Source organism: Burkholderia sp. Bmkn7 (assembly GCF_041103175.1).
GTDB lineage: Bacteria > Pseudomonadota > Gammaproteobacteria > Burkholderiales > Burkholderiaceae > Burkholderia > Burkholderia cepacia.
Map to the genome: position 1 here is coordinate 105,097 of NZ_JBGCUH010000001.1, position 24,493 is coordinate 129,589.

General features: G+C 66.7%; 23 protein-coding genes. 19 read left to right on the forward strand and 4 right to left on the reverse strand.

Annotated elements, in window-relative coordinates; genetic code table 11:
- The 12 genes from AB3K92_RS00455 (at position 1) to AB3K92_RS00510 (ending at position 10,823) form a co-directional block, all read left to right on the forward strand.
- Positions 1-969: a 3-carboxyethylcatechol 2,3-dioxygenase gene (locus AB3K92_RS00455; protein WP_369464329.1), complete on the forward strand. Its 969-nt coding sequence runs from the start codon at positions 1-3 to the stop codon at positions 967-969.
- The gene (gene mhpD / locus AB3K92_RS00460) at positions 959-1,747 is read left to right on the forward strand and encodes a 2-keto-4-pentenoate hydratase (protein ID WP_060221492.1); all 789 of its coding nucleotides are present in this window, start codon (positions 959-961) and stop codon (positions 1,745-1,747) included. The genes AB3K92_RS00455 and mhpD overlap by 11 nt, the downstream gene beginning before the upstream one ends.
- Before the next feature lie 17 nt (positions 1,748-1,764).
- Positions 1,765-2,712 carry an acetaldehyde dehydrogenase (acetylating) gene (locus tag AB3K92_RS00465; protein WP_369464330.1) on the forward strand — a complete coding sequence of 316 codons (948 nt, stop codon included), beginning with the start codon at positions 1,765-1,767 and terminating at the stop codon, positions 2,710-2,712.
- A 15-nt stretch (positions 2,713-2,727) separates the two neighbouring features.
- Positions 2,728-3,750 (forward strand): 4-hydroxy-2-oxovalerate aldolase, encoded by a 1,023-nt coding sequence (gene dmpG, locus AB3K92_RS00470; protein ID WP_369464627.1) that lies wholly within the window; start codon positions 2,728-2,730, stop codon positions 3,748-3,750.
- A gap of 58 nt (positions 3,751-3,808) precedes the next feature.
- The gene (mhpT, locus tag AB3K92_RS00475) at positions 3,809-5,062 is read left to right on the forward strand and encodes a 3-(3-hydroxy-phenyl)propionate transporter MhpT (protein WP_042975743.1); all 1,254 of its coding nucleotides are present in this window, start codon (positions 3,809-3,811) and stop codon (positions 5,060-5,062) included.
- A gap of 14 nt (positions 5,063-5,076) precedes the next feature.
- Positions 5,077-5,943: an alpha/beta fold hydrolase gene (locus AB3K92_RS00480; protein ID WP_175896104.1), complete on the forward strand. Its 867-nt coding sequence runs from the start codon at positions 5,077-5,079 to the stop codon at positions 5,941-5,943.
- Positions 5,944-6,484: 541 nt separating this feature from the next.
- Positions 6,485-7,051, forward strand: a complete 567-nt coding sequence (locus AB3K92_RS00485; protein WP_059489255.1) for a TetR/AcrR family transcriptional regulator — start codon at positions 6,485-6,487, stop codon at positions 7,049-7,051.
- Between the two features lie 224 nt (positions 7,052-7,275).
- Positions 7,276-7,701 carry an organic hydroperoxide resistance protein gene (locus AB3K92_RS00490; RefSeq protein WP_021160683.1) on the forward strand — a complete coding sequence of 142 codons (426 nt, stop codon included), beginning with the start codon at positions 7,276-7,278 and terminating at the stop codon, positions 7,699-7,701.
- A gap of 58 nt (positions 7,702-7,759) precedes the next feature.
- Positions 7,760-8,794, forward strand: coding sequence for an alpha/beta hydrolase (locus AB3K92_RS00495; protein ID WP_176114766.1), 1,035 nt, complete (start codon positions 7,760-7,762; stop codon positions 8,792-8,794).
- A gap of 390 nt (positions 8,795-9,184) precedes the next feature.
- Positions 9,185-9,556: a CidA/LrgA family protein gene (locus tag AB3K92_RS00500; RefSeq protein WP_021160680.1), complete on the forward strand. Its 372-nt coding sequence runs from the start codon at positions 9,185-9,187 to the stop codon at positions 9,554-9,556.
- Positions 9,553-10,287, forward strand: a complete 735-nt coding sequence (locus tag AB3K92_RS00505) for an LrgB family protein (protein ID WP_153491283.1) — start codon at positions 9,553-9,555, stop codon at positions 10,285-10,287. The genes AB3K92_RS00500 and AB3K92_RS00505 overlap by 4 nt, the downstream gene beginning before the upstream one ends.
- 230 nt (positions 10,288-10,517) lie before the next feature.
- Positions 10,518-10,823, forward strand: a complete 306-nt coding sequence (locus tag AB3K92_RS00510) for a hypothetical protein (protein ID WP_021160678.1) — start codon at positions 10,518-10,520, stop codon at positions 10,821-10,823.
- An 81-nt stretch (positions 10,824-10,904) separates the two neighbouring features.
- On the opposite strand, the gene wrbA is transcribed toward AB3K92_RS00510, so the two are convergent.
- Positions 10,905-11,507, reverse strand: a complete 603-nt coding sequence (gene wrbA / locus AB3K92_RS00515) for an NAD(P)H:quinone oxidoreductase (RefSeq protein ID WP_021160677.1) — start codon at positions 11,505-11,507, stop codon at positions 10,905-10,907.
- A gap of 61 nt (positions 11,508-11,568) precedes the next feature.
- Positions 11,569-12,294 (reverse strand): pirin family protein, encoded by a 726-nt coding sequence (locus AB3K92_RS00520; RefSeq protein ID WP_219707338.1) that lies wholly within the window; start codon positions 12,292-12,294, stop codon positions 11,569-11,571.
- Positions 12,295-12,422: 128 nt separating this feature from the next.
- On the opposite strand from AB3K92_RS00520, the gene AB3K92_RS00525 reads away from it, so the two are divergent.
- The 3 genes from AB3K92_RS00525 (at position 12,423) to AB3K92_RS00535 (ending at position 15,984) form a co-directional block, all read left to right on the forward strand.
- Positions 12,423-13,340: a LysR family transcriptional regulator gene (locus tag AB3K92_RS00525; protein ID WP_048028854.1), complete on the forward strand. Its 918-nt coding sequence runs from the start codon at positions 12,423-12,425 to the stop codon at positions 13,338-13,340.
- 94 nt (positions 13,341-13,434) lie between these two features.
- Positions 13,435-14,556, forward strand: a complete 1,122-nt coding sequence (locus AB3K92_RS00530; protein ID WP_196486122.1) for a Fic family protein — start codon at positions 13,435-13,437, stop codon at positions 14,554-14,556.
- A gap of 423 nt (positions 14,557-14,979) precedes the next feature.
- On the forward strand, positions 14,980-15,984 hold the full coding sequence (locus AB3K92_RS00535) for a lysozyme inhibitor LprI family protein (RefSeq protein WP_369464331.1): 1,005 nt from the start codon (positions 14,980-14,982) through the stop codon (positions 15,982-15,984).
- A gap of 37 nt (positions 15,985-16,021) precedes the next feature.
- On the opposite strand, the gene AB3K92_RS00540 is transcribed toward AB3K92_RS00535, so the two are convergent.
- Positions 16,022-17,107, reverse strand: a complete 1,086-nt coding sequence (locus tag AB3K92_RS00540; RefSeq protein ID WP_021160671.1) for a LacI family DNA-binding transcriptional regulator — start codon at positions 17,105-17,107, stop codon at positions 16,022-16,024.
- Between the two features lie 241 nt (positions 17,108-17,348).
- Here AB3K92_RS00540 and rbsK point away from each other — a divergent pair, with 241 nt between their 5' ends.
- The 4 genes from rbsK (at position 17,349) to AB3K92_RS00560 (ending at position 22,155) form a co-directional block, all read left to right on the forward strand.
- Positions 17,349-18,275, forward strand: coding sequence for a ribokinase (rbsK, locus tag AB3K92_RS00545; RefSeq protein WP_369464332.1), 927 nt, complete (start codon positions 17,349-17,351; stop codon positions 18,273-18,275).
- 60 nt (positions 18,276-18,335) lie between these two features.
- On the forward strand, positions 18,336-19,655 hold the full coding sequence (locus tag AB3K92_RS00550) for an MFS transporter (RefSeq protein ID WP_369464333.1): 1,320 nt from the start codon (positions 18,336-18,338) through the stop codon (positions 19,653-19,655).
- Positions 19,656-19,691: 36 nt separating this feature from the next.
- Positions 19,692-20,639 (forward strand): dihydrodipicolinate synthase family protein, encoded by a 948-nt coding sequence (locus AB3K92_RS00555; protein WP_369464334.1) that lies wholly within the window; start codon positions 19,692-19,694, stop codon positions 20,637-20,639.
- Positions 20,640-21,507: 868 nt separating this feature from the next.
- Positions 21,508-22,155, forward strand: a complete 648-nt coding sequence (locus tag AB3K92_RS00560; protein ID WP_048029150.1) for a hypothetical protein — start codon at positions 21,508-21,510, stop codon at positions 22,153-22,155.
- A gap of 200 nt (positions 22,156-22,355) precedes the next feature.
- On the opposite strand, the gene fliD is transcribed toward AB3K92_RS00560, so the two are convergent.
- Positions 22,356-23,858 carry a flagellar filament capping protein FliD gene (gene fliD, locus AB3K92_RS00565; protein ID WP_369464335.1) on the reverse strand — a complete coding sequence of 501 codons (1,503 nt, stop codon included), beginning with the start codon at positions 23,856-23,858 and terminating at the stop codon, positions 22,356-22,358.
- Between the last annotated feature and the right edge of the window lie 635 nt (positions 23,859-24,493).

Consider the following 24,493-nt stretch of genomic DNA (forward strand, 5'->3'; position numbering starts at 1 on the left):
ATGCCGATTCATCTCGAATGCATGTCGCACACCCCCTTGCACGGGTATTTCGACCCCAGTCCGAAAATCGTCGCGGAAGTCGAACTGGTGCAGCGCGCGGCGCGCGAGCGGGTCGATGCGTTCGATCCGGAGCTGGTGATCGTGTTCGCGCCGGACCACTACAACGGATTTTTCTACGACGTGATGCCGCAGTTCTGCATCGGCGTGAGTGCAACGGCCATCGGCGATTTCGGCAGCGCGGCCGGCCCGTTGCCCGTCGCGCGCGATGTGGCGCTCGCGCTCGCCGATGCCGCGCTCGCGAGCGATATCGACGTCGCCGTTTCGTATCGCATGCAGGTCGATCACGGCTGCGCGCAGGCGCTCGAGGTACTCACCGGTGGCATCGACCGCTATCCAGTGGTGCCCGTGTTCATCAACTCGGTTGCGCCGCCGATGGCGTCGTGCCGCCGCGCGCGGCTGCTCGGCGATGCGATTGGCCGTGCCGTCGCGCGCATGCCGAAGCGCGTGTTGCTGATCGGCTCGGGCGGCATTTCGCATGAGCCACCGGTGCCGGAAATCTCGGGCGCGGACGATGTCGTCGCGGAACGGTTGATCGCGGGACGCAACCCGTCACCGGAGTCGCGCGATGCGCGGCAATCCCGCACCGTCGCGGCGGCCAAGGCGTTCGCTGCGGGTGACAGCCGGCTGCATCCGCTCAATCCAGCATGGGACCGCGCGTTTCTCGAACTGCTCGAACGCGGTGAACTCACCGCCGCCGATGGCTTCACGAACGAAGCAATCACGCTTGAGGCAGGCAAGTCCGCACACGAGATCCGCACGTGGGTTGCGGCATTCGGTGCGCTTGCCGCGAGCGGTCGTTACGCGGCATCGATCGATTACTACCGCGCGATTCCGGAATGGATCGCCGGCTTCGGCGCGATGCACGCGCGAGAACAGGCCCTTTCCAGGAGACAGAACCATGTCGGATGACAGCAACACTCTTTCGATGGCCGCGCGCCTGCGTGAAGCGCAGGCCTCGCGTCGGACGATCGCGCCACTGCGCGAGACGTGTCCCGAAGGCGACGCGACACTCGCTTACGCGATCCAGCAGATCAACAACGACTTGCGCGCAGCGAACGGCGAGCGCGTCGTCGGCAGGAAGATCGGCCTGACTTCGCCCGCGGTGCAGAAGCAACTCGGCGTCGATCAGCCCGACTTCGGCGCGTTGTTCGCGTCGATGGCTTACGGCGACAGCCAGCCGATGCCGCTCGCCTCGTTGATTCAGCCGAAGGTCGAAGCGGAGATCGCACTCGTGCTCGAACGCGACCTGACCGCCGAAAAGCACACCTTCGCGGATCTGATCTCGGCGACCGCTTATGCGGTCGCCGCGGTCGAGGTCGTCGACAGTCGCATCCGCGACTGGGATATCCGGTTTTTCGACACCGTCGCGGACAACGCGTCGAGTGCGCTGTTCGTGCTCGGCAGCCGCCCGGTGCTGCTGCGCGATATCGATCTGACCGCTTGCGCGATGACGCTCACGCAGGACGGCGAAGTGCTTTCACGCGGCAATGGAAGTGCGTGCCTCGGCAATCCACTGAATGCGGCTGCGTGGCTCGCGGACCGGATGGCTCGACTCGGCACGCCGCTGCGCGCGGGCGAGATCGTGCTGACGGGTGCGCTCGGCCCGATGGTCGCGGTGAAGGCGGCCGGCACTTATACGGCGCATATCGAAGGGCTCGGCAGTGTGCGCGCCAGTTTCAGCGAATGACGGACGGAGACATTTCCATGGCAACAGACAACACGAGGTGCAAAGCCGCGATCATCGGATCCGGCAACATCGGCACCGACCTGATGATCAAGATCATGCGTCGCAGCAGGCATCTCGACGTCGCGGCGATGGTCGGCATCGATCCGGCCTCGGACGGCCTCGCGCGCGCCGCGAGGCTCGGCGTGGCGACGACGCATGAAGGCGTGGAAGGGCTGGTGCGCCTGCCCGTATTCGACGAGATCGACTTCGTGTTCGATGCGACGTCCGCCGGCGCGCATGTGAAGAACGACGCGTTCCTGCGCGCGCTCAAGCCCGGCATTCGCGTGATCGACCTGACGCCCGCTGCCATCGGCCCGTATTGTGTGCCGGTGGTGAACCTCGACGCGCATCTCGATGCGCCGAACGTGAACATGGTCACGTGCGGCGGACAGGCGACGATCCCGATGGTCGCGGCCGTGTCGCGGGTCGCAAAGGTGCATTACGCGGAGATCGTCGCATCGATCAGCAGCAAGTCGGCGGGGCCCGGCACGCGCGCCAACATCGACGAATTCACGGAGACGACGTCGAAGGCGATCGAAGCGGTCGGCGGCGCCGGAAAGGGCAAGGCGATCATCGTGCTCAACCCGGCCGAGCCTCCGCTCATGATGCGCGACACGGTCTATGTGCTGTCCGAAGCGGCAGACCGGGCGCAGATCGAAGCGTCGGTCGGCCAGATGGCCGCTGCGGTCCAGGCCTATGTACCCGGCTATCGCCTGAAGCAATCCGTGCAGTTCGACGAGATCCCCGCCGCTGCGCCGTTGCATATCCCCGGACTCGGCCGTTTCAGCGGACTCAAGACCTCGATCTTCATCGAGGTGGAAGGCGCGGCCCATTATCTGCCGGCCTACGCGGGCAATCTCGACATCATGACTTCCGCCGCGCTGGCAACGGCCGAGCGCATGGCTGCGTCGCTCGTGAACGCCTGAAGCAAGGAGCACCCGATCATGGACAAGAAACTCTATATCTCCGATGTGACGCTGCGCGACGGCATGCACGCGATCCGTCATCAGTATTCGATTCAGAACGTGCAGGACATCGCCCGCGCGCTGGACGAGGCGAAGGTCGACAGCATCGAGGTCGCGCATGGCGATGGCTTGCAGGGCTCGAGCTTCAACTATGGCTTCGGCGCGCATGGCGATCTGGAATGGATCGAGGCGGTCGCCGATGTGGTGAAGCACGCGCAAATCGCGACGCTGCTGCTGCCCGGCATCGGCACGATTCACGACCTGAAGGCCGCGTACGACGCGGGCGCGCGTGTCGTACGTGTCGCGACCCATTGCACGGAGGCGGACATTTCGAAGCAGCACATCGAATATGCGCGCAGCCTCGGCATGGATACCGTCGGCTTTCTGATGATGAGCCACATGACCACGCCTGACCACCTCGCTATCGAGGCGAAGAAGATGGAAAGCTACGGAGCGACCTGCGTGTACGTGGTCGATTCCGGCGGCGCGATGAACATGAACGACATCCGGGCGCGCTTCAGGGCGCTCAAGGACGTGCTTCGCCCCGAGACCCACACGGGCATGCATGCCCATCACAACCTGAGCCTCGGCGTGGCCAACTCGATCGTTGCGGTCGAGGAGGGGTGCGACCGCATCGATGCGAGCCTGGCGGGCATGGGGGCGGGAGCGGGCAATGCCCCGCTCGAAGTGTTCATCGCGGCGGCCGAGCGCCTTGGCTGGCATCACGGCACCGATCTTTATCGCCTGCTCGATGCGGCCGACGATATCGTCCGCCCGTTGCAGGACCGACCGGTGCGGGTGGACCGCGAAACGCTCGCGCTCGGTTATGCGGGCGTGTATTCGAGCTTCCTGCGGCATTCTGAAATCGCGGCGAAGAAGTACGGCCTGAAAGCCGTCGACATTCTCGTCGAGCTCGGCAAGCGACGCATGGTGGGCGGCCAGGAAGACATGATCGTCGACGTCGCGCTCGATCTCAAGAAGCGCGAAGCACGCGCCTGAACCATTCGGTATGCCACGCGCCATGAAGAGCGCTGCATCGTTCAACCTGGAGACATCAATGAAAACGTCAACGGCTTCCCCCCCGCGCGCCGGCGGCGCCATCACCATCGGCCTGTGCCTCGCGGTCGCGCTCCTCGAGGGGCTCGACCTGCAATCCACCGGCATCGCCGCGCCCCGCATGGCACGCGAGTTTCATCTCGCGGTCGCGCAGCTCGGCTGGGCATTCGGCATCGGCGCGCTCGGCCTGCTGCCGGGCGCGGCGATTGGCGGCAGGCTCGCGGATCGCATCGGCCGCAAGCGCGTGCTGATGATGTCGGTCGCGCTGTTCGGGATATTTTCGATTGCAACGACCCAGGTGTGGGATCTGCAGAGCCTGCTCGTCGCGCGCTTTCTCACGGGCCTCGGTCTCGGTGCTGCGATGCCGAACCTGATCGCGCTGTGTGCGGAGGCGGCAGCGCCCGGACAACGCAGCACGGCAGTCGGCGCGATGTACTGCGGCATGCCTTTCGGCGCGGCGCTCGCGGCCGTGATCGGCATCGTCAGCCCGGGCGCTGAGGGCTGGCGGCACATTTTCTATGTCGGCGGGATCGGGCCGCTGTTGACCTTGCCGCTGCTGGCGCTCTTCCTGAAGGAGTCGACGCACTTCGTCGCGGCGAGCCAGTCTGCGACCCGCGAGTCGAAGGACGGCATCGTGCGCGCGCTCTTCAGCGACGGGCGCGCGGTGACGACCATCGCGCTGTGGATCAGCTACCTGGGAACGCTGATCGTGCTGTATTTCCTGATGAACTGGTTGCCGTCGATGGTGCTCTCGCGCGGCCTCACACCGGTACAGGCAAGCATCGTGCAGATGATGTTCAACATCGGCGGCGGCGTCGGTGCGATCGTGATCGCAGGGCTGATGGATCGCATGGGCAAGCGGCCGGTCGTGGTCGGCATGTATGCGGGCATCGCGATTGCGTTGCTGGCGCTCGCCAGCGCGACGGGCAGCGTGTCGATGGCATGGGGTGGCCTGCTGGCGGGGCTGTTTCTCGTTGGCACGCAATCGGTGCTGTATGCGCTTGCCGGTGCAACGTATCCGACGCGGGTGCGCGGCACGGGCGTCGGCGCAGCGGTGGCCGTCGGCCGTGTGGGTTCGATGGTCGGCCCGCTGATCGCCGGGCAACTGCTGGCGTTGGGCCAGAGCGCGTCGATGCTCGTGATCTCGAGCATTCCTCTCATCGTGATCGCGGCGCTCGGTGCGCTCGCCGTGGTCGCGAAATCTCCGCGCGAGTCGGCCAACGGCTCGCACACACTTGGAACCGAATCGATCTGACGAAGGACATCGACATGACTGACACCGTGATTCATACAGAGGCCGCGACCAGCAGGTTCGTGAACGTGATGGAAGGCGGCACGGAACTGCGCGTGCACTACAACGACACCGGCGCGGGCAAGGAAACGCTCGTTCTGCTGCACGGCTCCGGTCCGGGCGCGAGCGGCTGGGCGAACTTCCATCGCAACGTGGACGCGTTCGCGAACGCGGGTTATCGCGTGATCCTCGTCGACTGTCCCGGCTGGGGCAAGAGCGATTCGATCATCTGCACCGGCTCGCGCTCCGACCTCAACGCGCGTGTGCTGAAGGGCGTGCTGGATACGCTCGGCATCGAGCGCGCGCATCTCGTCGGCAACTCGATGGGCGGGCATAGCGCGGTGGCCTTCGCGCTGTCGTATCCGGAGCGCGTCGGCAAGCTGGTGCTGATGGGCGGCGGCACGGGCGGTCCGAGCCAGTTTGTGCCGATGCCTACCGAAGGCATCAAGCTGCTGCAAGGGCTGTATCGCAACCCAACGCTCGAGAACCTGAAGAAGATGCTCAACGTGTTCGTCTACGACGCGAGCACGATGACCGAAGAGCTGACGCAGACGCGGCTCGATAACATGCTGGCGCGGCGCGATCATCTCGAGAACTTCGTGAAAAGCCTGGCTGCCAATCCGAAGCAGTTTCCCGACTATGGTCACCGGTTGAACGAAATCAAGGCGCCCGCGCTCGTGATCTGGGGGCGCGACGATCGTTTCGTGCCGATGGATGTGGGCCTGCGGCTCGTGTGGGGCATGCCGAATGCTCACCTGCATGTATTCGGGCGATGCGGGCACTGGGCGCAGTGGGAGCATGCGGACGCATTCAATCGCATGGTGCTCGACTTTCTGCAAAATTGAGTGGCAGGCACTCGCGGTTGTCGCGGGTGCCGCGCCTCTTTCCTGCAAGCGGGGCAGTGGGCTCGGCACGTTCGGGGAAGCCGGGTTCATCGAGTCGCCCGAGTCGCTGAATGCGTACGTACCGTTCGGTCTCTGAAGGCTTTCACCCAACAGAACCGGTAGGGCACGGATGTCGAGTCCGGTGCGCATGAGCACACGTCGAGTCTTGTTACGGGTGGTTGATCACAGTGTTGCCGCCATCGTTTGCACAATCGAACGCCGCCTGCTTGCTTTCGCATTTGCCTACCGTTTCTGATCGGAAGCGACGCAGGCGCCGGTCATCCGCGCTCTGATCACTTGGGCGCGGATTCAAGTGTGACGTCCGGCCGTGGCCGGTTCGCGGTGCCCGCGGACTCATCAAGCGAAATATCGGGCGTCGGTTGAATAGCCTCGGCACGGCGTTCCGCGCATCTCGACAGTCGAGCCACGGCTTGCACACCATCTCATCGCGCCCCAAATAAAGTCCTTGACTATCTATCTATGAGTAGATAAAGTTCGATCCATGGAAACGAAACCGACCGTCCGCGAACAGATTCTCGACCACGCGATCACGCTGATGATGCAGCGCGGTTACAACGGCTTCAGCTATCGAGACCTGTCCGACCTGGTGGGCGTGAAGACGTCGAGCATCCACTACTACTTCCCGTCGAAGGACGACCTCGTGCTGGAAGCGGTGGCGGCCTACAGCGACGAAGTCCTCGCGGCCGTGCGGGCGATCGATCCGGCGTTGCCGGCCGACGTGAAGCTGAGCCTGTACACGAAGATGTTCGGCCGCACGCTCGGCGACGGCAACCTGATCTGCCTGTGCGGGATGCTCGCGGCCGACATCGAAACGTTGCCGGAGAATGTGCGGCAGGCGGTGCAGGCGTTCTTCAAGGCCAACGAGAGCTGGCTGGCGGAATTGTTGAAGCAGGGTGCGCAGGAAGGCACGCTGCAGTTCAGCGGCGAGCCCGATACGGCCGCGCGCACGTTGTACGCGGCGTTCCAGGGCAGTGTGCTGGCCAGCCGGCTGTTTCACACACGGGCGCGCCTTGAAGATGTCGAGGCCGTCTGGAAAAAGCGGTCCTGACGGAGCGCGCATGCAGTGAGGCGGTTCGCCGCCTTTTTATTGAATCTTGTTATCTATCTATAGATAGATAGAAGTCTGGCGCAGATGGCTCGACCGTCTGCATTTTTTGGGGATGTTTATCTATCTATGGGTAGATAAACAAGCGCGATGCGAGCAGCAAGGCTGTCGGCACGCGGTCCCCGGTTCGAAGGCTGTTTCATTCATTTGCTGAAAAGGAGTCTGTCATGTCGATCGAAAAAGTGCTGTACCGCGCCCATGCAAAAGCCACCGGCGGCCGTGACGGCCGTGCCACGGTGCCCGAGAGCAACCTCGACCTGAAACTGACCACGCCGCGCGAGCTCGGCGGCGCGGGCGGCGCAGGCGCGAACCCCGAGCAACTGTTCGCCGCCGGCTACAGCGCGTGCTTCATCGGCGCGATGAAGTTCGTCGCGGCCCGCGACAAGATCGCGATGCCCGCGGACGCTTCCATCGAAGGCAGCGTCGGTATCGGCGCGATCCCGAACGGCTTCGGCATCGAAGTCGAACTGACGATCTCGCTGCCGGGCCTCGATCGCGACATCGCGCAGACGCTGATCGACCGCGCGCACCTCGTGTGCCCGTATTCGAACGCGACGCGCGGCAACATCGACGTCACGCTCACGCTTGCCTGATCGGTCGCACTGCGAATCATCCATCGTCATTTACCGGCTAAAGCCAAGGAACACCATCATGAAGATCGTCAAGCCGCTGCTGATCGCTGCCGCCGTCGCCGCTGTACTGTCCGCCTCGACCACCGCATTCGCCGCCGGTGCCGATACAGTCCGCCCCGATGCGACGACGAGCGCTTTCCTCGCCGCGCTGAACGGCCAGAAGGGCCCGGGCCTCGAAACGCTGAGCCCCGCGAAGGCGCGCCAGGTGCTGGTCGACGCGCAGAACGGCACGAAGGTCGACCTGTCGGGGATCGACGTGTCGAACCGCACGATCGAACAGGACGGCCTGTCCGTGCCGGTCACGATCGTCCGCCCGCAAGGCGCGACGGGCACGCTGCCGGTGTTCGTGTTCATCCATGGCGGCGGCTGGGTGCTCGGCGATTTTCCGACGCATGAACGCCTCGTTCGCGATCTCGTCGTGCAATCGGGGGCCGTCGCGGTGTTCGTGAACTACACGCCGTCGCCGGAAGCGCATTACCCGGTCGCGATCAACCAGGCGTATGCGGCGACGAAGTGGGTGGCCGCGCACGGCGCGGAGATCGGCGTCGACGGCAGCCGCCTCGCGGTGGTCGGCAACAGCGTCGGCGGGAACATGGCGGCCGTGGTGGCGCTGATGGCGAAGGACAAGGGTGGCCCCGCGATCCGCTTCCAGGGGCTGATGTGGCCGGTCACGGACCACAACTTCAACACGGGCTCGTACAACGCGTATCAGCAAGGGCACTTCCTGACGCGGCCGATGATGAAGTGGTTCTGGGATGCCTATACGAAGAACGAAGCGCAACGCAACGAAATCTACGCGTCGCCGCTGCGCGCAAGCACCGCGCAGTTGAAGGGCCTGCCGCCCGCGCTGATCCAGGTCGCGCAGTTCGACGTGCTGCGTGACGAGGGCGAGGCATACGGCCGCAAGCTCGACGCGGCCGGCGTCGATGCGACGACCACGCGCTACGACGGCACGATCCATGATTTCGGTTTGCTGAACGCGCTGGCCGGCGACGCGCCGACGAAGGCCGCGACGAAGGCGATGGCGAATGAACTCGCGACGCGACTGAAGTAAGCGATGGGTTCGCACTCGCGCTGCCCGTGAGGCGGGGCAGCGTGAGCGCGTATGACGACGAGGCGGGCGCATGCCCGCCTTTGTTACGTGCGGCGCGTGAACCGGGCGAAGGTGCCGGCCTGCAACCCGCACGCCCCGATCGACCGCGATTTTTCGTCCCGGTTCGGCAGCACGAGCTCCTTCGCGAACCGCGCCGCATCGTCGTCGGCTTTGCGTGTTGCTTCACGGCGTGCCCGTGACCGCCCGCATCGTTGGCCCGGCGCCCGCAAGGCCCCGCGCGGCGGGCATTGTTGGTACGATCGCGCGTATCGTCCACGCCGGCGCCGCGAGCCGCCGGCCATCGGTCGCGCGGCCGTACGACAGCGCGGCCCCGTCCGGGAGAAGCGTTTCATGCTGCAGGCGTTCGCGGTCTTGCTGACCTTCCAGTGCCTCGGGGAAGGCGTGTCCTACCTGTTCGGCCTGCCGGTGCCGGGGCCCGTGATCGGCATGCTGCTGCTGTTCGGCTTCGTGATGCTGCGCCCGCAGGTGGCCGACGCGATCGAGCCGACCGCGCTCGAGCTGTTGCGCCACCTGTCGCTGCTGTTCGTGCCGGCCGGCGTCGGCATCATGGTGTCGGCCGACCGCGTGCGCGGCGATGCGCTCGCGGTCGTCGTTGCGCTGGCCGTCAGCACCACGCTCGCGATCGCCGTGACGGCGCTCGTCACGCGTGCACTGCTGCGGCGCCAGCGGCGCGCGGGCGATGCGGTGGAGGGCACGCAATGACGGCCTTCCCGAAACTCGGCGCGATCTGGGTCTATCTCGCCGCGAGTCCGCTGCTGGGCCTGACCATCACGCTGATCGCATATCTGTTCGCGCAGGCCGTCTATGCGCGGGCGCGCTTCAACCCGCTCGCGAACCCCGTGCTGATCGCTGTTGCGCTGATCGTCGTGCTGCTGACGATCACGCACACGCCGTACCCGACGTATTTCGAAGGCGCGCAGTTCGTCCACTTCCTGCTCGGCCCCGCGACCGTCGCGCTCGCGCTGCCGCTGTACCGCCAGTGGTCGAAGCTGCGCCGCGCCGCGGTGCCGCTGCTGATCGGCCTGCTCGCGGGCTCGCTGACCGCGATCGTGTCGGCGGTCGGCATCGCGGCATTGTTCGGGGCGTCGCACCAGACGATCGCGTCGCTCGCGCCGAAATCGGCGACGACGCCGATCGCGATGGCCGTCGCGGCGGAAATCGGCGGGATTCCGTCGCTCACCGCCGTGCTCGTGATCTCGACCGGGATCTTCGGGGCCGTGTGCGCGCGCGGGATCCTCAACGCCCTGCGCGTCGACGAACCGGCCGTGCGCGGGTTCGCGCTCGGCGTCGCGTCGCACGGGATCGGCACCGCGCGCGCGTTCCAGGTCAGCGAGGAGGCCGGCGCGTTCGCCGGGCTCGGGATGGGATTGAACGGCGTGCTCACCGCCTTCGTCGTGCCGGTCCTGCTGCCGGTGCTGTCGCGCTGGATCTGAACGCCGGCCGGCCCAGGCCGGGTTATCGGTTTCCCTGATGGCGCGGGCGACGCGCCGGAACGACGGCATACGCGCTGCCCACGTATCGTTGCCGTTATCGGGAGAATTCAGGAACGCACAGGGACAAGCGGATACTGTTCGGCTAACGTTGCATCGGTGCCGTTGTCGCAAGCGGTCGTGTGCGCGCCGGTGTCCTACCCACAATCAACAATCGACAAGGAGGTCCGGCCATGAAGAAGTCTCGCGTGGTTTCGGTGGCAGTGGCAGTAACGGCGTCGTTCGGTCTGCTGTTGACCGCCGCGCCGGCGGCGTATGCGCAGGATCCGGCGTCCGCGCCGACGCAGAAGCAGATCGACAAGGCGCAGAAGAAGGCGGCCCGCAAGGCCGCCCGGGCGCGTCACGCGTCGGACCTGAAGGCGATCGGCACGGGCAGCGGCTACCGGCTGACCAACGACCAGAGCAACTACCCGCAGAACGCCGCGCAGAAGGCGCCCGCGACGAAGGCGGCGCCGGCCGCCCCGGCGTCGGGCCAGTAACGGCCGGGCCTGGGCACAGCGCACACGGCGCCGGGTCGACCGGCGCCGTGTGCGCGTGTGCGGGGCCGCGAAGGCGGCCTGTTACGACGCGAGCTTGCTGGCGAGTTCCGCGACGTGCTTGCCTTGATAACGCGCGATGTCGAGCTCGTTCGCGCTCGGCTGGCGGCTGCCGTCCGCGCCCGCGAGCGTGGTGGCGCCGTACGGCGTGCCGCCGGTGATTTCGTTCATGTTGACGAGGCCGCTGCACGCATACGGCACGCCCACGATCACCATCCCGTGGTGCAGGAGCGTCGTGTGGAACGACGTGATCGTCGTTTCCTGGCCGCCGTGCTGCGTGCCGGTCGACGCGAACACGCTGCCGATCTTGCCGACGAGCGCGCCCTTCATCCACAGGCCGCCGGTCTGGTCGAGGAACGTGCGCATCTGGCCGGCCATGTTGCCGAAACGGGTCGGCGTGCCGAAGATGATCGCATCGTAGCCGGCAAGTTCGTCCACGGTCGCGACCGGTGCAGCCTGGTCGACCTTCACGCCGATCGCCCGGGCCTGGTCGACGGGAATCGTTTCCGGCACGCGCTTGAGCGTGACCTCGACGCCGGGCACCGACTTCGCGCCTTCCGCGACGTGCTGCGCCATCGTTTCGACGTGCCCGTAGGACGAGTAATAAAGAACGAGAACCTTGGCCATGTTGCGAATCTCCGATTAAAAGGGCCCCGCGTTCAGCGGGGCCCGGTTTCCCGAACGGGCTTCATGCCCACTCGGCCGTTACTTCGACCGGACGCAGGTCGAACACCAGCACTTCGGCATCCTTCCCGTCGGCGAACGTCAGCGTCCGTTCGTCGCGGATGCGCACGCCGTCGCCTTCGCCGAGCGTCACGCCGTTGACCGACACGCTGCCGCGTGCCACGTGCACGTACGCAAAGCGGTCCGGCGCCAGTTCCAGCGTCGCGCGTTCGGCGCCGTCGAACAAGCCCGCGTAAATTCGCGTGTCCTGTCGGATCTTCAGCGAACCGGCGTCGCCGTTCGGCGATACGACGAGGGCGAGCTTGCCGCGCTTGTCGTCTGCGGTGACATTCGTCTGCTGATAGCGCGGCTCGGCACCCTTCTCGGACGGCCCCACCCAGATCTGCAGGAAGTGGACCGGCAGTTCCGGCGAGTGGTTGAACTCGCTGTGGCGCACGCCCGTGCCTGCGCTCATCAGCTGCACGTCGCCCGGCACGATCACCGAGCCGGTGCCCATCGAGTCCTTGTGTTCCAGCGCGCCGTCGAGCACGTACGACAGGATCTCCATGTCGCGGTGCGGGTGCGTGCCGAAGCCGCGGCCCGGCGCGACGCGATCGTCGTTGATCACCAGCAGGTCGGAGAAGCCGACTTGCTTCGGATCGTAGTAATTCGCGAACGAAAACGTATGACGGGAGCTGAGCCAGCCATGCTCCGCACGGCCACGTTGGTTTGCTGCACGGATATCGATCATGATTTTTGTTCCTTAAGACGCCGGACCTCGGAAGTGGGACCGGCCGTTCGTTGAGATGAATCTTAGGTCAATCGATTTGACAAATAAATGGCTGTAGAGATAATGACTGTCGCTATGGAGTGGACAATATGGAAATCAACGACCTGAGGATCTTCGTCGCGACAGTCGACGCCGGCAGCTTCACGGCGGCGGCCGATCAACTGATGCTGTCCAAGCAGTTCGTCAGCCGGCGCACGATGGCGCTGGAGGCGTCGCTCGGCGTGCGGCTGTTGCACCGGAACACGCGCAACCTCGCGGTGACCGAATCGGGGCAGGAGTTCTATGCGCGCGCGCAGCGGATCCTCGCGGAGATCGCCGACGCCGAGCAGGCGATGTCGGTGCGCAGCACCGAGTTGCACGGGTCGCTGAAAATCAGCGCGCCGCTGTCGTTCGGGATCACGCACGTGTCGCCGCTGATCGCCGAATTCCTGTCCGCGCACCCGGCCGTGCGGCTGAACCTCGACCTGACCGACCGGCGCGTCGACCTGATCGGCGAGGGCTTCGATCTCGTGCTGCGGATCGGCTCGCTCGAGGATTCGACGTTGATCGCGCGTCCGCTCGGCGCGTGGCGGATGGTCGCGTGCGCGAGCCCCGCCTATCTGAAGCGGCAGGGCACGCCGCAGACGCCAGCGGATCTCGCCGGCCACACGTGCCTGCTGTACGGGCGCGAGCGGCGCATCGGCTGGGAATTCCGCGTCGACGGCGCGGCGCGCACGTTCGACGTGCAGGGCCCGCTCGTCGCGAACAACGGCGAAGTGGTGCGCGACGCGGCGATCGCGGGGCTCGGCATCGCGCTGCTGCCGCACTTCATCGTCGGCGCGGCGCTCGACAGCGGCGCGCTCGTGCCGGTGCTCGACGCGTATGCGCCGTCGCCGATCACGCTCAACGCGGTGTTCCCGCAGCATCGGGAAGGATTCGTCACGCTGCGCACGTTCATCGGATTTCTCGCGGAACGGCTCGGGGAGGCCGCGCCCGCGGCGAAGGGCAGCGCGGGCCGGGCGCGGTAGCGGGGCGGGGTTGCGGTGAATGGCGCGTTATTCTCCGCATAGTTTGCGGAGAATATTGAGCCGTGCGGTGAATCGGTGGGATAATCTCCGCATCATGAGCGGAGATTACACCTTCATCTGGGCGTCGGCCGACTGGCCCGCATGGCGCTTCGACCTGCCTGCACTGGCAACGCCACTCGCCGACGTCAGCCGTGCGCAAGGCATGCTGGCCGGGCGGCTGGCGGACGTCGGCCTGGCGCTGCGCGACGAGGCCAGCCTGGCCGCGCTGACGGAGGACGTCGTCAAGACCAGCGCGATCGAGGGCGAAAGCCTGAACGTGGCATCGGTGCGGTCGTCGATCGCGCGTCGGCTCGGCGTCGATATCGGCGCGCTGGCGCCGGTCGACCGCCACGTCGAGGGCGTTGTCGACATGGTGCTGGACGCGACCACCCATGCGGCGGCGCCGGTCACCGAAGCCCGCCTGTTCGGGTGGCATGCGGCGCTGTTCCCGACCGGCTACTCGGGGATGTCGCGGATCACGGTCGGTGGCTGGCGCACGGATGCGACCGGGCCGATGCAGGTCGTGTCCGGGCCGATCGGCCGCCAGCGCGTGCATTTCGAGGCGCCGCCCGCCGCGCGCCTCGCCGACGAAACCGGGCGCTTTCTCGCGTGGCTCAATGCCGCGCCGGTCGAGCCCCTGCTGATCCGGGCCGGCCTGGCCCACCTGTGGTTCGTCACGCTCCATCCGTTCGACGACGGCAACGGCCGCATCGCGCGTGCGCTCGGGGATCTGGTCCTGGCGCGTGCCGACCGCAGTCCGCAACGCTTCTATAGCCTGTCGGCGCAAATCCAGCGCGAGCGCAACGCGTATTACGACGTGCTGGAGCGGACGCAGCGCGGTTCGCTCGATGTCACGGAATGGCTCGCGTGGTTCCTGACCGCGCTCGGCCGGGCCATCGATCACGCGCATGCGACGCTCGACGCCGTGCTGGTCAAGGCGCGCTTCTGGCAACGATGTGCCGGCGTCGCGATGAACGAACGGCAGGCCAAGGTCATGAATCGCCTGCTCGACGGCTTCGAGGGGAAGTTGACGAGCACCAAGTGGGCGGCGCTCGCGAAGTGCTCGCAGGATACGGCGCTGCGTGACATCACTGAACTCGTCGAGCGCGGCGTGCTGCAACGCTCGTCGTCCGGCGGCCGGAGCACGAGTTACGAGCTGGTGCCGTTCGACGGCTGACCGCCGTATTGCGTCGGCCTGCAGATCGGGAAGGTCGGCAGGCGCCACAACGCGATCACGCTGTGCGACCTGTGCAAGGGGGCCGCGCGCGCTGCGGGCTCGACTGATCGTTGCGTGCGCATCGATCCTGTCGGTCGATGCCGCCGCGGAAGCCGCATTGCGCGACGGCATCGTGCAATGCCGCGATGCCGCCGCGACCGTTGCGCCGACATCGAACGTCGATTGATCGGCGTCGCGCATTCGGGTTAGGCTTCGGCGAGCAACGGCATGCACCCCATGCCGGGCCGGGCGTTTTTACCTCGAATGCCGCGTGCAGGTAGCTTCTACAGGCGCGCGATCCAGCGACGATCCAAGCCGATGACCCTCCAGAACCGATCGAATGCTCGCGGGAAAACCGCGATTTCCGCTGAAGGTGCATTGCACATGCGTGTGCGATCCGTCGCGGCGGCCGCGCTGCTGATGCTGTTGCCGGCCGCCGCGCACGCGGCCGGCTTCGACTGCGCGAAGGCCGCTTCGTCAACCGAGAAGACGATCTGCGCGGATGCCGCGCTGTCGAAGCTCGACGGCGACCTCGCGGCGGCGTGGAAGCAGGCGCTCGCGAAAGGCGGCGATACGGCCGCGCTGAAGGCCGCGCAGGTGAAATGGCTCAAGCAGCGCGACCGGTGCGGTGCCGACGAATCGTGCCTCGGCGACCGCTATCGCGAACGGCTCGCGAGCCTGAACGGCAGGCCGCTGGCCGCCGATCGCTGGCAGCAGACGTGGTACATGAAGAGCGCCAACCCGTCGTTCGGTGGCGTGCTGACGTTCACCGGCACTCCGCCGCGACTGCATTTCGAGCTGGCCGGCAACAATGGCGCGAATACGGGCGGGCTTGACGGCGACATCGTGCTGCACGGCGACGTCGGCACCTACCGCAAGGACAAGTGCCGGCTCGAGTTCGAACGGAAGGGCGGACGCGTCGGCATCACGCAAGACGGCGCGGATTCCGATTGCGGGGCCGGCATGGGTGTCTTCTACGGCGGCGAGTACTTGACCGCGTCGCAGTTCCAGGCCGCGCCGGCGGCCGACCTGCTGAGCCTCGAGGTCGTCGGCGACTCGACGCAGAACGCGACCGCGCACAAGCTGCTCGGCGCCGATTACCAGACGCTCGTCGACACCGCCAATTACAGCACCGACGAAAAGGATCTCGACCGGCTGAACGCGCACGTGACGTCGTACTGGGTGCGCGGCATCGCGACGACGAACGCCGCGATCGTGATGCGCCGCGGCAACGACCTGTGGATCGGGCTGCTCGTGTTCGACGCGCAGAGCAACGTCCGGATGCGCTATTACTCGAACGTGCCCGCGTGGAAGAAAACCGTGCCGAAGACGATCCAGGCGTGGCACGACAGGCTCGACAAGACGCTGCCGGTCGACGTGATGCAGTGACGAGCGGGCCGGGCAGCCGAGGCTGCCCGCCACGGCCTCATTTCTTTCCCGCTGCGCGCGCGTGCGCCGGTGGCGCAGCCGATCCACGCATACGCAATTCGGGCAGGACGGCATGACCGGGCCCCGTCGCGCCGTTCTCGAGCGCGTCAAGCAAGGCCTGTGCGGCCTGGCGCCCGATCGCGTCGGTGTCGACCCACATCGTCGTCAGCGGCGGCTGGATTTCGCGCGCGAGCGCGACGTCGTCGAACCCGGTGATCGACAATTGCGCGGGCACGTCGATGCCGAGCGCTTGCGCCTCGAGCAGCGCGCCCAGCGCGAGCGCGTCGTTCCCGCAGATCACGGCTGTCGGCCGCGTCGCCGCGTCGCTGTTCACGATCGCGCGCAGGCTCGCCCGCCCGAAGGCGATCGTGGCCGCGCCCTCGTGCTGATGGACGGGGCGCACCGCGAGCCCGCGCGCGGCGAGCGTGTCGTGGATGCCGCGCAGGCGGGCCTGCACGCGGTCGTTGTCGGCCGACGGCTGCATGATGATCGCGAAATCGCGATGGCCGAGGTCGAGCAGGTGGGTGGTGAGCCGCGCGAATGCCGCGCGGTTGTCGAAACCGATGCAGCAGTGCGGGCTGTCGTCGCGATACGCATACGTGACGACGTACGGCACGCGGTGCATCGCAAGGAGTTCGAACAGTTCCGGTGGATACGCTTCGCCGACCAGCGACACGGCTTCCACGCCGCGCGACAGCATCGCGCGCACCTGGGCCAGCGCCTGCGCGGGATCGTAATTCGAGCAGCCGAGGAACAGCGTGATGCCGTGTTCGGCCATGACCGTCTGCATGCCCGCGACCTGCGACGCGAACACCTGGTCGTCGAGTGTCGGAATGATCGCGCCCGTGATGTGGGTGCGCGTGGACGCGAGCGCACGGCCCGCCGCATTCGGAATCCAGTTCAGCGCGCGCGCCGCGTCGCGCACGCGCTGCTGCACGTCGGCCGACACCTTGCCGGGATCGTTGTACACACGCGAGACGGTCGCGGTCGATACGCCGGCGAGCTTCGCGACGTCGCCGAGCACCGAGCGGCCGCTGCCGCGGCGCGCCCGGGGCGCGCCGGCGCGGGACGGGGGCGTGCTCATCGGCCGGCTCCCGGCGGGGCGGCAGTGACGGCGCCGCGCGTTGTCAAATGCGTCATTGTTTACCCTCGATTCGTGGTGGCGCCGCTTGCATTCCCGCTCGACCCTGTGAGAATGTAAGCGCTATCTTGGCGTGCTTCCGCATTATGTCAGACACATATTCTATCCACATCGTGAGATTTTCATCGACGACGGCCGATCCGGCCATTTTGTCCGCCGCAAATGTAAGCGATTACATTGCAAGATGAGCGACATCCTTTCACCGCGCATTGCCGTCGTCGGCAGCGTGAACATCGACCTCGTGACGCGCGCGCCGCGCCTGCCGGTGCCGGGCGAGACGCTGCTCGGCACGGATTTCCAGACCGTTCATGGCGGCAAGGGGGCGAACCAGGCGGTCGCGGCCGCGCGGCTGGGCGCGTCGGTCGCGATGATCGGCTGCGTCGGCGACGACGCGTTCGGTGCGCGCCTGCACGATGCGCTGGCGGCCGAACGCATCGACGTGACGCACCTGGGCCGGATCGGCGGCACGGCGACCGGGGTGGCCACGATCACGGTCGGCGCGGGCGGCGCGAACAGCATCGTCGTCGTGCCCGGCGCGAATGCGTGCCTCGACGCCGACCGGATCGACGCGGCGCGCGATGCGATCGCCGAGGCCGCGCTGCTCGTGTGCCAGCTCGAAGTGCCGGTTGCCGCCGTCGCGCGAGCCATTGCCTGTGCATCCGCGCACCACACGCCGGTGCTGCTCAACCCCGCGCCCGCGCAGCCGCTGTTCGACGCGCTGCTGGCACGGGTCGACTACCTCGTCGTCAACGAAACCGAAGCCGAATCGCTGACCGGCATCGCCGTCGGCGACGACGCATCGGCCGTGCGCGCCGCCGATGCGCTGTGCGCGAAGGGCGTCGGCAACGTGCTGGTGACGCTCGGCGCGCGGGGCGTCTGCTGGCGCGGCGGCGCCGGTAACGGCCGCCTGCGGGCGATGACGGTGGCCGCCGTCGATACGACCGCGGCCGGCGACACGTTCGTCGGCGGGTTCGCGGCCGCCCGCGCGGGCGGCGCGTCGATGGACGACGCGATCGGCTTCGGCCAGCGCGCCGCCGCGATCAGCGTGACGCGCCACGGCGCGCAGACCTCGATTCCGACGCACGACGAAGTGGCGCGCCTCGAACCCTGAATGCCGCATCAGACGGACAGGCCGGAACCGGCCGATACCAGTGACATGGAGACAACCGCAATGAACGAAACCTCGACCGTTCCGCCCGCCCCGCCGCGTATCCGGCGCGGGCAACGCATCGCGCTCGCACTGCTGATGGCGAGCGGCATCGTCAACTACCTCGACCGCGGCACGCTGGCCGTCGCGAGCGCGGCGATCCGCGGCGATCTCGGCTTGTCGCTCGCGCAGATGGGGCTGCTGCTGTCGGCCTTCTCGTGGAGCTATGCGCTGTGCCAGTTTCCGGTCGGCGGGCTCGTCGACCGTATCGGGCCGCGCCGGCTGCTCGGCGTCGGGTTGATCGTCTGGTCGTTCGCGCAGGCGGCGGGCGGCATCGTGTCGACCTTCGGCTGGTTCATCGTCGCGCGCATCGTGCTCGGCGTCGGCGAGGCGCCGCAATTCCCGTCGGCCGCGCGGGTGGTGAGCAACTGGTTTCCGCTGCGCGCGCGCGGCACGCCGACCGGGATCTTCAACGCCGCGTCGCCGCTCGGCACCGCGCTCGCGCCGTTGCTGCTGTCGATCCTCGTCGCGTCGTTCGACTGGCGCTGGGCGTTCATTGTGACGGGGGCACTCGGTCTCGTCGTCGCCGTCGTCTGGTTCGCGCTGTATCGCGATCCGGTGCGCGCGCAACTGTCCGCCGCCGAGCGCAACTACCTCGATGCCGACGCGCAAAGCGTGGCCGCGACACCGAAACTGACGTTCGCCGAATGGCGCAGCCTGTTCTCGCACGGCACGACCTGGGGGATGCTGGTCGGTTACTTCGGCTCCGTGTACCTGAACTGGGTCTACCTGACCTGGCTGCCGGGCTACCTGACCATGGAGCGGCACATGAGCCTGATCCGGACGGGCTTTGCCGCGTCGGTGCCGTTCCTGTGCGGGTTCGTCGGATCGCTGGTGGCCGGCTGGGTGTCGGACCTGGTCACGCGCCGCAGCCGTTCGCCGGTCGTGAGCCGGCGCAATGCAGTGGTGGTCGCGATGCTCGGGATGGTCGTCTTCACGATCCCGGCCGCGCTCGTGCAGAGCAACACGGTGGCGCTCGCCTGCATCTCGGTCGTGATCTTTCTCGCGAACGCGGCGTCGGCCTGCTCGTGGGCGCTCGCGACGGCGGCCGCGCCGCCGAGCCGCGTCGCATCGCTCGGCGCGATCCAGAATTTCGGCGGCTTCGTCGGCGGCGCGCTTGCGCCGATCCTCACGGGCATCATTGCGCAGAAATGGTCGTTCGTGCCGGCGCTGCTGACCGCCGCGGCGATCGCGTTCGCGGGTGCGATCGCCTATCTGCTGCTGGTACGCAAGCCGATTCCCGAGCAGGCCGCGAACGCCGCGCCCGGGCCGTTGCCCGCGTAAGCCTACCCCCGCATTCACTGAAGCAAGGAGAAACAGATGCAACACCCGCAGCAAGCGAACGTGATCATCGAAGGGATCGTCCCGGTGATGCTGACGCCGTTCGACGATGCCGGCGCGATCGACTACGCAGGGCTCGAGCGGCTGATCGAGTGGTATCTCGCGCACGGCGCGGATGCGTTGTTCGCGGTCGCGCAATCGAGCGAGATGCAGTTCCTGAGTCTGGCCGAACGCGCGGAGCTCGCGCGTTTCGTGGTCGAGCGGGTGGCCGGGCGCGTGCCCGTCGTCGCGTCCGGGCACATCAGCGACGATCTCGACGCGCAGGCCGCGGAGCTGTGCGCGGCGGCCGAATCGGGCGCGCAGGGCGTCGTGCTCGTGACCAACCGGCTCGATCCGCAGCGCCTGGGCAGTGCCGCGTTGCTCGACCACCTTCACCGGCTGCTTGCGCGATTGCCGTCGGACCTGCCGCTCGGGCTGTACGAATGTCCGGCGCCTTACCGGCGGCTGCTGTCGGATGACGAACTGCGCGCGTGCATCGACACGGGCCGGTTCGTGATGCTCAAGGACGTGAGCTGCGACCTGGAAACGGTGAAGCGGCGGGTCGCGCTCGCCGAGGGCTCGCCGCTGAAGATCCTCAACGCGAATGCCGCGATCGCGCGGGATGCGATGAAGGCGGGTTCCGCCGGTTTCAACGGCGTGTTCACCAACTTTCATCCGGATCTGTACCGGTGGTTGCGCACGCAAGGGGATGCGCATCCGGAACTGGCCGACGAGCTTTCGACGTTCCTGGTCGTCTCGGCGGTGTCGGAGGCGCTTGGGTATCCGGCGCTCGCGAAGCTCTATCACCAGCGGATCGGCACCTTCGCGTCGATCCGCTGCCGTGCGATCGACTACGACGTGCGTGAACGATTCTGGGCACTCGATGCGGTACTCGACAAGATCGTGGCCGGCACCGAGCATTTCCGTCGTCGGATCGCTGCGCAATAGGGCGCGTGGTGTGCCGTCCGTGTTCTGCCGTGCGCGACGGCATCGCGTGCCGTGCAGGCGGATGCTCGCGCGTGGGGTTCTCGCGAGGCGCAGGGCGGCGCACGGTGGCTGCAAGCACGGCCGGTTTGTCGCGATGCGTAGCGTTGTGTACGCGTCGCGACAAGCGGTGTTGGTGGCGTATCCGCGATCGCCGATGATGTGAATCCGGCGCGTGCTCGGCCCCAACGTGTGGCACGGCGGATCTATCGGGCGTTTCCGTGCTGTCGAGGGCGGCAAGGGTGCCTGTCGCGGCGGGGCCGCTGCATTCGTCGACGGTCAGGGTTGCCTGTCATCATGAATGACGATGGGCTGTCGATACGGCACCGACGCGCGGTCCCACCTTCATCCGTTCCATCGCACCATTTCGCCCGTGAGCCGTGAGCCGTGAGCCGTGAGCCGTGAGCCGTGAGCCGTGAGCCGTGAGCCGCGAGCCGCGAGCGCCAAGGCTCAAGCCCCAAGCCCCAAGCCCCAAGCCCCAAGCCCCAAGCGCTGGTGCCGGTGCCGGTGCCGGTGCCGGTGCCGGTGCCGAGCCGAGCCGAGCCGAGCCGAGCCGAGCCGAGCCGAGCCGAGCCGAGCGCCAAGCCAAGCCAAGCCAAGCCAAGCCAAGCCAAGCCAAGCCAAGCCAAGCCGCGGCGCCGCCGCCCGTCCGTCCGTCCGTCCGTCCGACGCGTTGCGTCCCGCGATCAACCGCCGCCGGCCGACCGCTGCATGTTCACGCAGGGCGACAAAAGCACACAAATCTGATCAACGCCCCTCATCGTTTCTTGTAACGATTCGTAATATCGCGCCGCCGAGCGCTTTTCCCGACGAACCGTTGAATCCGCTTCCCATGCAACACGTGACGACGACAAGCCAGCCGCCGATCCTGGCGGCACCGGTAGATCCCATGCTGCACGCCGTGATCGATGAGGTCGTCCACCGGAGCGTGTCGGAAGCGACGACGCGCAGCGGCTACATGCGATGTGCCGACTACGCGATCGTCGGCGCGCAGGTGCTGACGCTGCTGACCGGCAAGCCGTACCGGCCGTTCGCGGGTGGCGAGGTGCTGGATTTCGGCGGCGGCAACCTGTATGCGCTGTGCACGACGCGCGAGCGGCGCCGCACCGCGCGGCATCTGTCGCAGCTCGCGAGGTATCACTGCTGGATCGAGGCGCGTCATGACGATATCGGCGGCCGTGCGCGCAAGGAAATCGTCGATTTCACGCTGCGCCACGACGAGACCGTGGCGAGCCATCTGGGGATGCCGTACGCGCGCGCGTACCAGGCGTATTTCTGGGGCTGGGACGACGAGCACGCGGTACCGGCCGAACTGCACGATCATCCGGTCTTCGCGAAACAGGGCCCCGTGTGGCGCTGGGCGGAGCGTGAATGCACGTCGCTGCTGCGCGCATACGAGCGCGAACGGCCAGGCTATTTCGGGCGTCAGGTGTCGCGTGCGATCGATTTGTTTGCCGATCGCGTCGAAGGTCTCGGCTGACGGCACGGCCGTTCGAGGTGAACTGCGGGCAAGCAGCCCGCCGGGATGGAGCGCGAACCGGCGGATGGCGCCCGGCGCGCGCTTGCGCACGGCCGGGTATGAACGATGTTTCCGGGCACGACACCACGCGCGGTGGCGCGAGCAGGTCGATCCACAGACCGGCGGCCGCCGCCGCGATCGTCGGGCGGCCCGGGCGCTCGTCACTTGTTCGCCAGCGTGCCGCTGCTGTTGGCGCCGCCGAACAGCCGCGTCAGGTACTGCGTGTTGGAGTTCATCTTGGCCATCAGCGTGTTGAGCGCCGTGAACTGCGCCTGATACTGCTTGGTCAATTGCGCGGCGTAGTCGGCCAGATCGGTCTGCTGCTGCGTGACGCGCTTCAGGTTGGCACTCAGCGCGTTCGTGCGCACTTCGATCATCCCGCCTTTCTTCGTGAAGGGCGCGATCTGGTCGGTCAGTTGCTTGCCCATCCCGTTCGTCGAGTTGAACAGGCGCGCGACCCCTGACGGGTTGTTGGACAGCGCACTGTCGAGCTTCGCGCTGTCGGCCTTCAGCGTGCCGTCCTTCTCGAGCGAGATGCCGATCGCCATCAGGTTCGTGTGTCCGTTGCCGTTCTCGTTCGCGACACCGCGCGCGACGATCGACGCGAGCGAGTTGCGGATCGTGTTCAGCGTCGAATCGCCGATCAGCGCACCCTGCGAGCTTGCTCCTTCGGTGTAGCTCGACAGCGCGCCCATCGTCTTGACGACGGTGTTGTAGAGGCTCACGAAGTTCGTGATCGTGGCCGCCTGCGACTTCGTATCGGTGCTCACCGTGAGCGTTTGCGTATCGGTCGCGCTGACCGCGGCCGCCGACAGGTTCAGCGTGACGCCGCTCAGCACGCCCGACACCGTGTTGCTCGCGCTGGTCGACGCGATGCCGTTGAGCGTGAACTTCGCGTCCTGCGCGACGGCGCTTTGTCGCCACGCGGCCGCGCTGTTCGCCGATTCGATCTTCGACGCGCCGCCCGTCGTGTCGGCCGTCGACGTGACGCCGAGGTTCGACAGCCCGTTGTCGTTAGCCACGTTGCCGACCGCGACGCTGATCGCGTTCGCCGAGCCTGTCTTCGTCGACGCGAGCACGAGGTGCGCGCCGTCGGTGCCGTTGATCACGGTCGCGCTGATCCCCGGGTTGTTCGCCGCGGAGTTGATCGCGGCCGCGATGCCCGACAGCGTGTTGTTCGTGCCGGTGACGTCGACCTTGAACGACTGGCTGCCGAGCGACAGCGTCAGCGTGCCGGTGCCGAGCGCCTTGCTCCCGTCGAAGCCCGCCGAAGCCAGTGCCTGCGCGGTCGCGGTCTGCGTGACGCCGATCGTGTAGGTGCCGGCCACCGCGCCCGCGCCCGCCGTCGCGGTCAGGCCCTTGCCGCTCGCGACCGCGGTGAACGTCGACTGCAGCCCGCCATTCGTCAGCGAGGCGAGGCCCGCCTCGAGCGCACCCAGCGCCGACGACAGCGCGCCGAATGCGGAAATCTGCGTGGTGCCAGTGGTCTGCGACGCGGCGAGCGCCGCGGCCCGGCCGGCGGTTTTCGCGTTCACCAGCGTCTTGACGAGCGTGCCGACGTCCATCGACGGATTCCCGGTCGAGCCGTTGATGATCGATTGCGCCGCCTGTTGCAGCAGGCTGTTCGTGTTCGCGCCGCTGCTCACGGGCGTGTTCGTTGCCATGGGTGGTCTCCGGTTGAATAACGATCCCGTGACGAGCGGCTGCCGGGTCGGCCTGCGGCGCTTCGAAGGCAGGGCGCGTCCGGCGCGACGCGTTCCCGGGGTTCACGGGAGTGTCGGGAAAACGTAAGGACGTGCGCTATCGTATATTTAAATCGGTATTGCTTGGTAATTTTTTGTAATGTATGTCGAGAAAAATGCAGATTGGAACGGGGTGTTTGAGTGATGGCTAAAGGTTTACGATCTTTTGCCGTAAACACACCGTTTCGGTTGTATTTATTCAAGCATTTTCACGGTTTTGAGAGCCGGAAAAGGGCGAGAAGGATTGGTCAATGTTTTGAGCTGGTTCTGCTAAACATCGGATCGATCGACGGTATGTGGAAAGTGTGTTCCATGGTCGATATCGGACCGAAATCCTTGTCTGACGGACGATACGCGTCACCGGTGATTCCAGCCCGCCTGCCCGTGAAACGTTTTCGCATTGCCGATGTTCGTTTCCGGGCCATGAGCTTTTTTATGCAACGGAATGCCAGGTCGATTGCAATGCCGGGAGAGTTGCGTGAATCAAGTCCGCCTTTGTGAATCGCATATCGAACTCGTCGTTCAATGACAGTCGTGATACGCGGTTGTGACCGATT

Excerpts from the sequence above, each read along its gene's own strand:
- AB3K92_RS00455 (WP_369464329.1), top strand. The coding sequence starts at position 1 with ATGCCGATTCATCTCGAATGCATGTCGCACACCCCCTTGCACGGGTAT.
- mhpD (WP_060221492.1), top strand. The coding sequence starts at position 959 with ATGTCGGATGACAGCAACACTCTTTCGATGGCCGCGCGCCTGCGTGAA.
- AB3K92_RS00465 (WP_369464330.1), top strand. The coding sequence starts at position 1,765 with ATGGCAACAGACAACACGAGGTGCAAAGCCGCGATCATCGGATCCGGC.
- mhpT (WP_042975743.1), top strand. The coding sequence starts at position 3,809 with ATGAAAACGTCAACGGCTTCCCCCCCGCGCGCCGGCGGCGCCATCACC.
- AB3K92_RS00480 (WP_175896104.1), top strand. The coding sequence starts at position 5,077 with ATGACTGACACCGTGATTCATACAGAGGCCGCGACCAGCAGGTTCGTG.
- AB3K92_RS00485 (WP_059489255.1), top strand. The coding sequence starts at position 6,485 with ATGGAAACGAAACCGACCGTCCGCGAACAGATTCTCGACCACGCGATC.
- AB3K92_RS00490 (WP_021160683.1), top strand. The coding sequence starts at position 7,276 with ATGTCGATCGAAAAAGTGCTGTACCGCGCCCATGCAAAAGCCACCGGC.
- AB3K92_RS00495 (WP_176114766.1), top strand. The coding sequence starts at position 7,760 with ATGAAGATCGTCAAGCCGCTGCTGATCGCTGCCGCCGTCGCCGCTGTA.
- AB3K92_RS00500 (WP_021160680.1), top strand. The coding sequence starts at position 9,185 with ATGCTGCAGGCGTTCGCGGTCTTGCTGACCTTCCAGTGCCTCGGGGAA.
- AB3K92_RS00505 (WP_153491283.1), top strand. The coding sequence starts at position 9,553 with ATGACGGCCTTCCCGAAACTCGGCGCGATCTGGGTCTATCTCGCCGCG.
- AB3K92_RS00510 (WP_021160678.1), top strand. The coding sequence starts at position 10,518 with ATGAAGAAGTCTCGCGTGGTTTCGGTGGCAGTGGCAGTAACGGCGTCG.
- wrbA (WP_021160677.1), bottom strand. The coding sequence starts at position 11,507 with ATGGCCAAGGTTCTCGTTCTTTATTACTCGTCCTACGGGCACGTCGAA.
- AB3K92_RS00520 (WP_219707338.1), bottom strand. The coding sequence starts at position 12,294 with ATGATCGATATCCGTGCAGCAAACCAACGTGGCCGTGCGGAGCATGGC.
- AB3K92_RS00525 (WP_048028854.1), top strand. The coding sequence starts at position 12,423 with ATGGAAATCAACGACCTGAGGATCTTCGTCGCGACAGTCGACGCCGGC.
- AB3K92_RS00530 (WP_196486122.1), top strand. The coding sequence starts at position 13,435 with ATGAGCGGAGATTACACCTTCATCTGGGCGTCGGCCGACTGGCCCGCA.
- AB3K92_RS00535 (WP_369464331.1), top strand. The coding sequence starts at position 14,980 with ATGCGTGTGCGATCCGTCGCGGCGGCCGCGCTGCTGATGCTGTTGCCG.
- AB3K92_RS00540 (WP_021160671.1), bottom strand. The coding sequence starts at position 17,107 with ATGAGCACGCCCCCGTCCCGCGCCGGCGCGCCCCGGGCGCGCCGCGGC.
- rbsK (WP_369464332.1), top strand. The coding sequence starts at position 17,349 with ATGAGCGACATCCTTTCACCGCGCATTGCCGTCGTCGGCAGCGTGAAC.
- AB3K92_RS00550 (WP_369464333.1), top strand. The coding sequence starts at position 18,336 with ATGAACGAAACCTCGACCGTTCCGCCCGCCCCGCCGCGTATCCGGCGC.
- AB3K92_RS00555 (WP_369464334.1), top strand. The coding sequence starts at position 19,692 with ATGCAACACCCGCAGCAAGCGAACGTGATCATCGAAGGGATCGTCCCG.
- AB3K92_RS00560 (WP_048029150.1), top strand. The coding sequence starts at position 21,508 with ATGCAACACGTGACGACGACAAGCCAGCCGCCGATCCTGGCGGCACCG.
- fliD (WP_369464335.1), bottom strand. The coding sequence starts at position 23,858 with ATGGCAACGAACACGCCCGTGAGCAGCGGCGCGAACACGAACAGCCTG.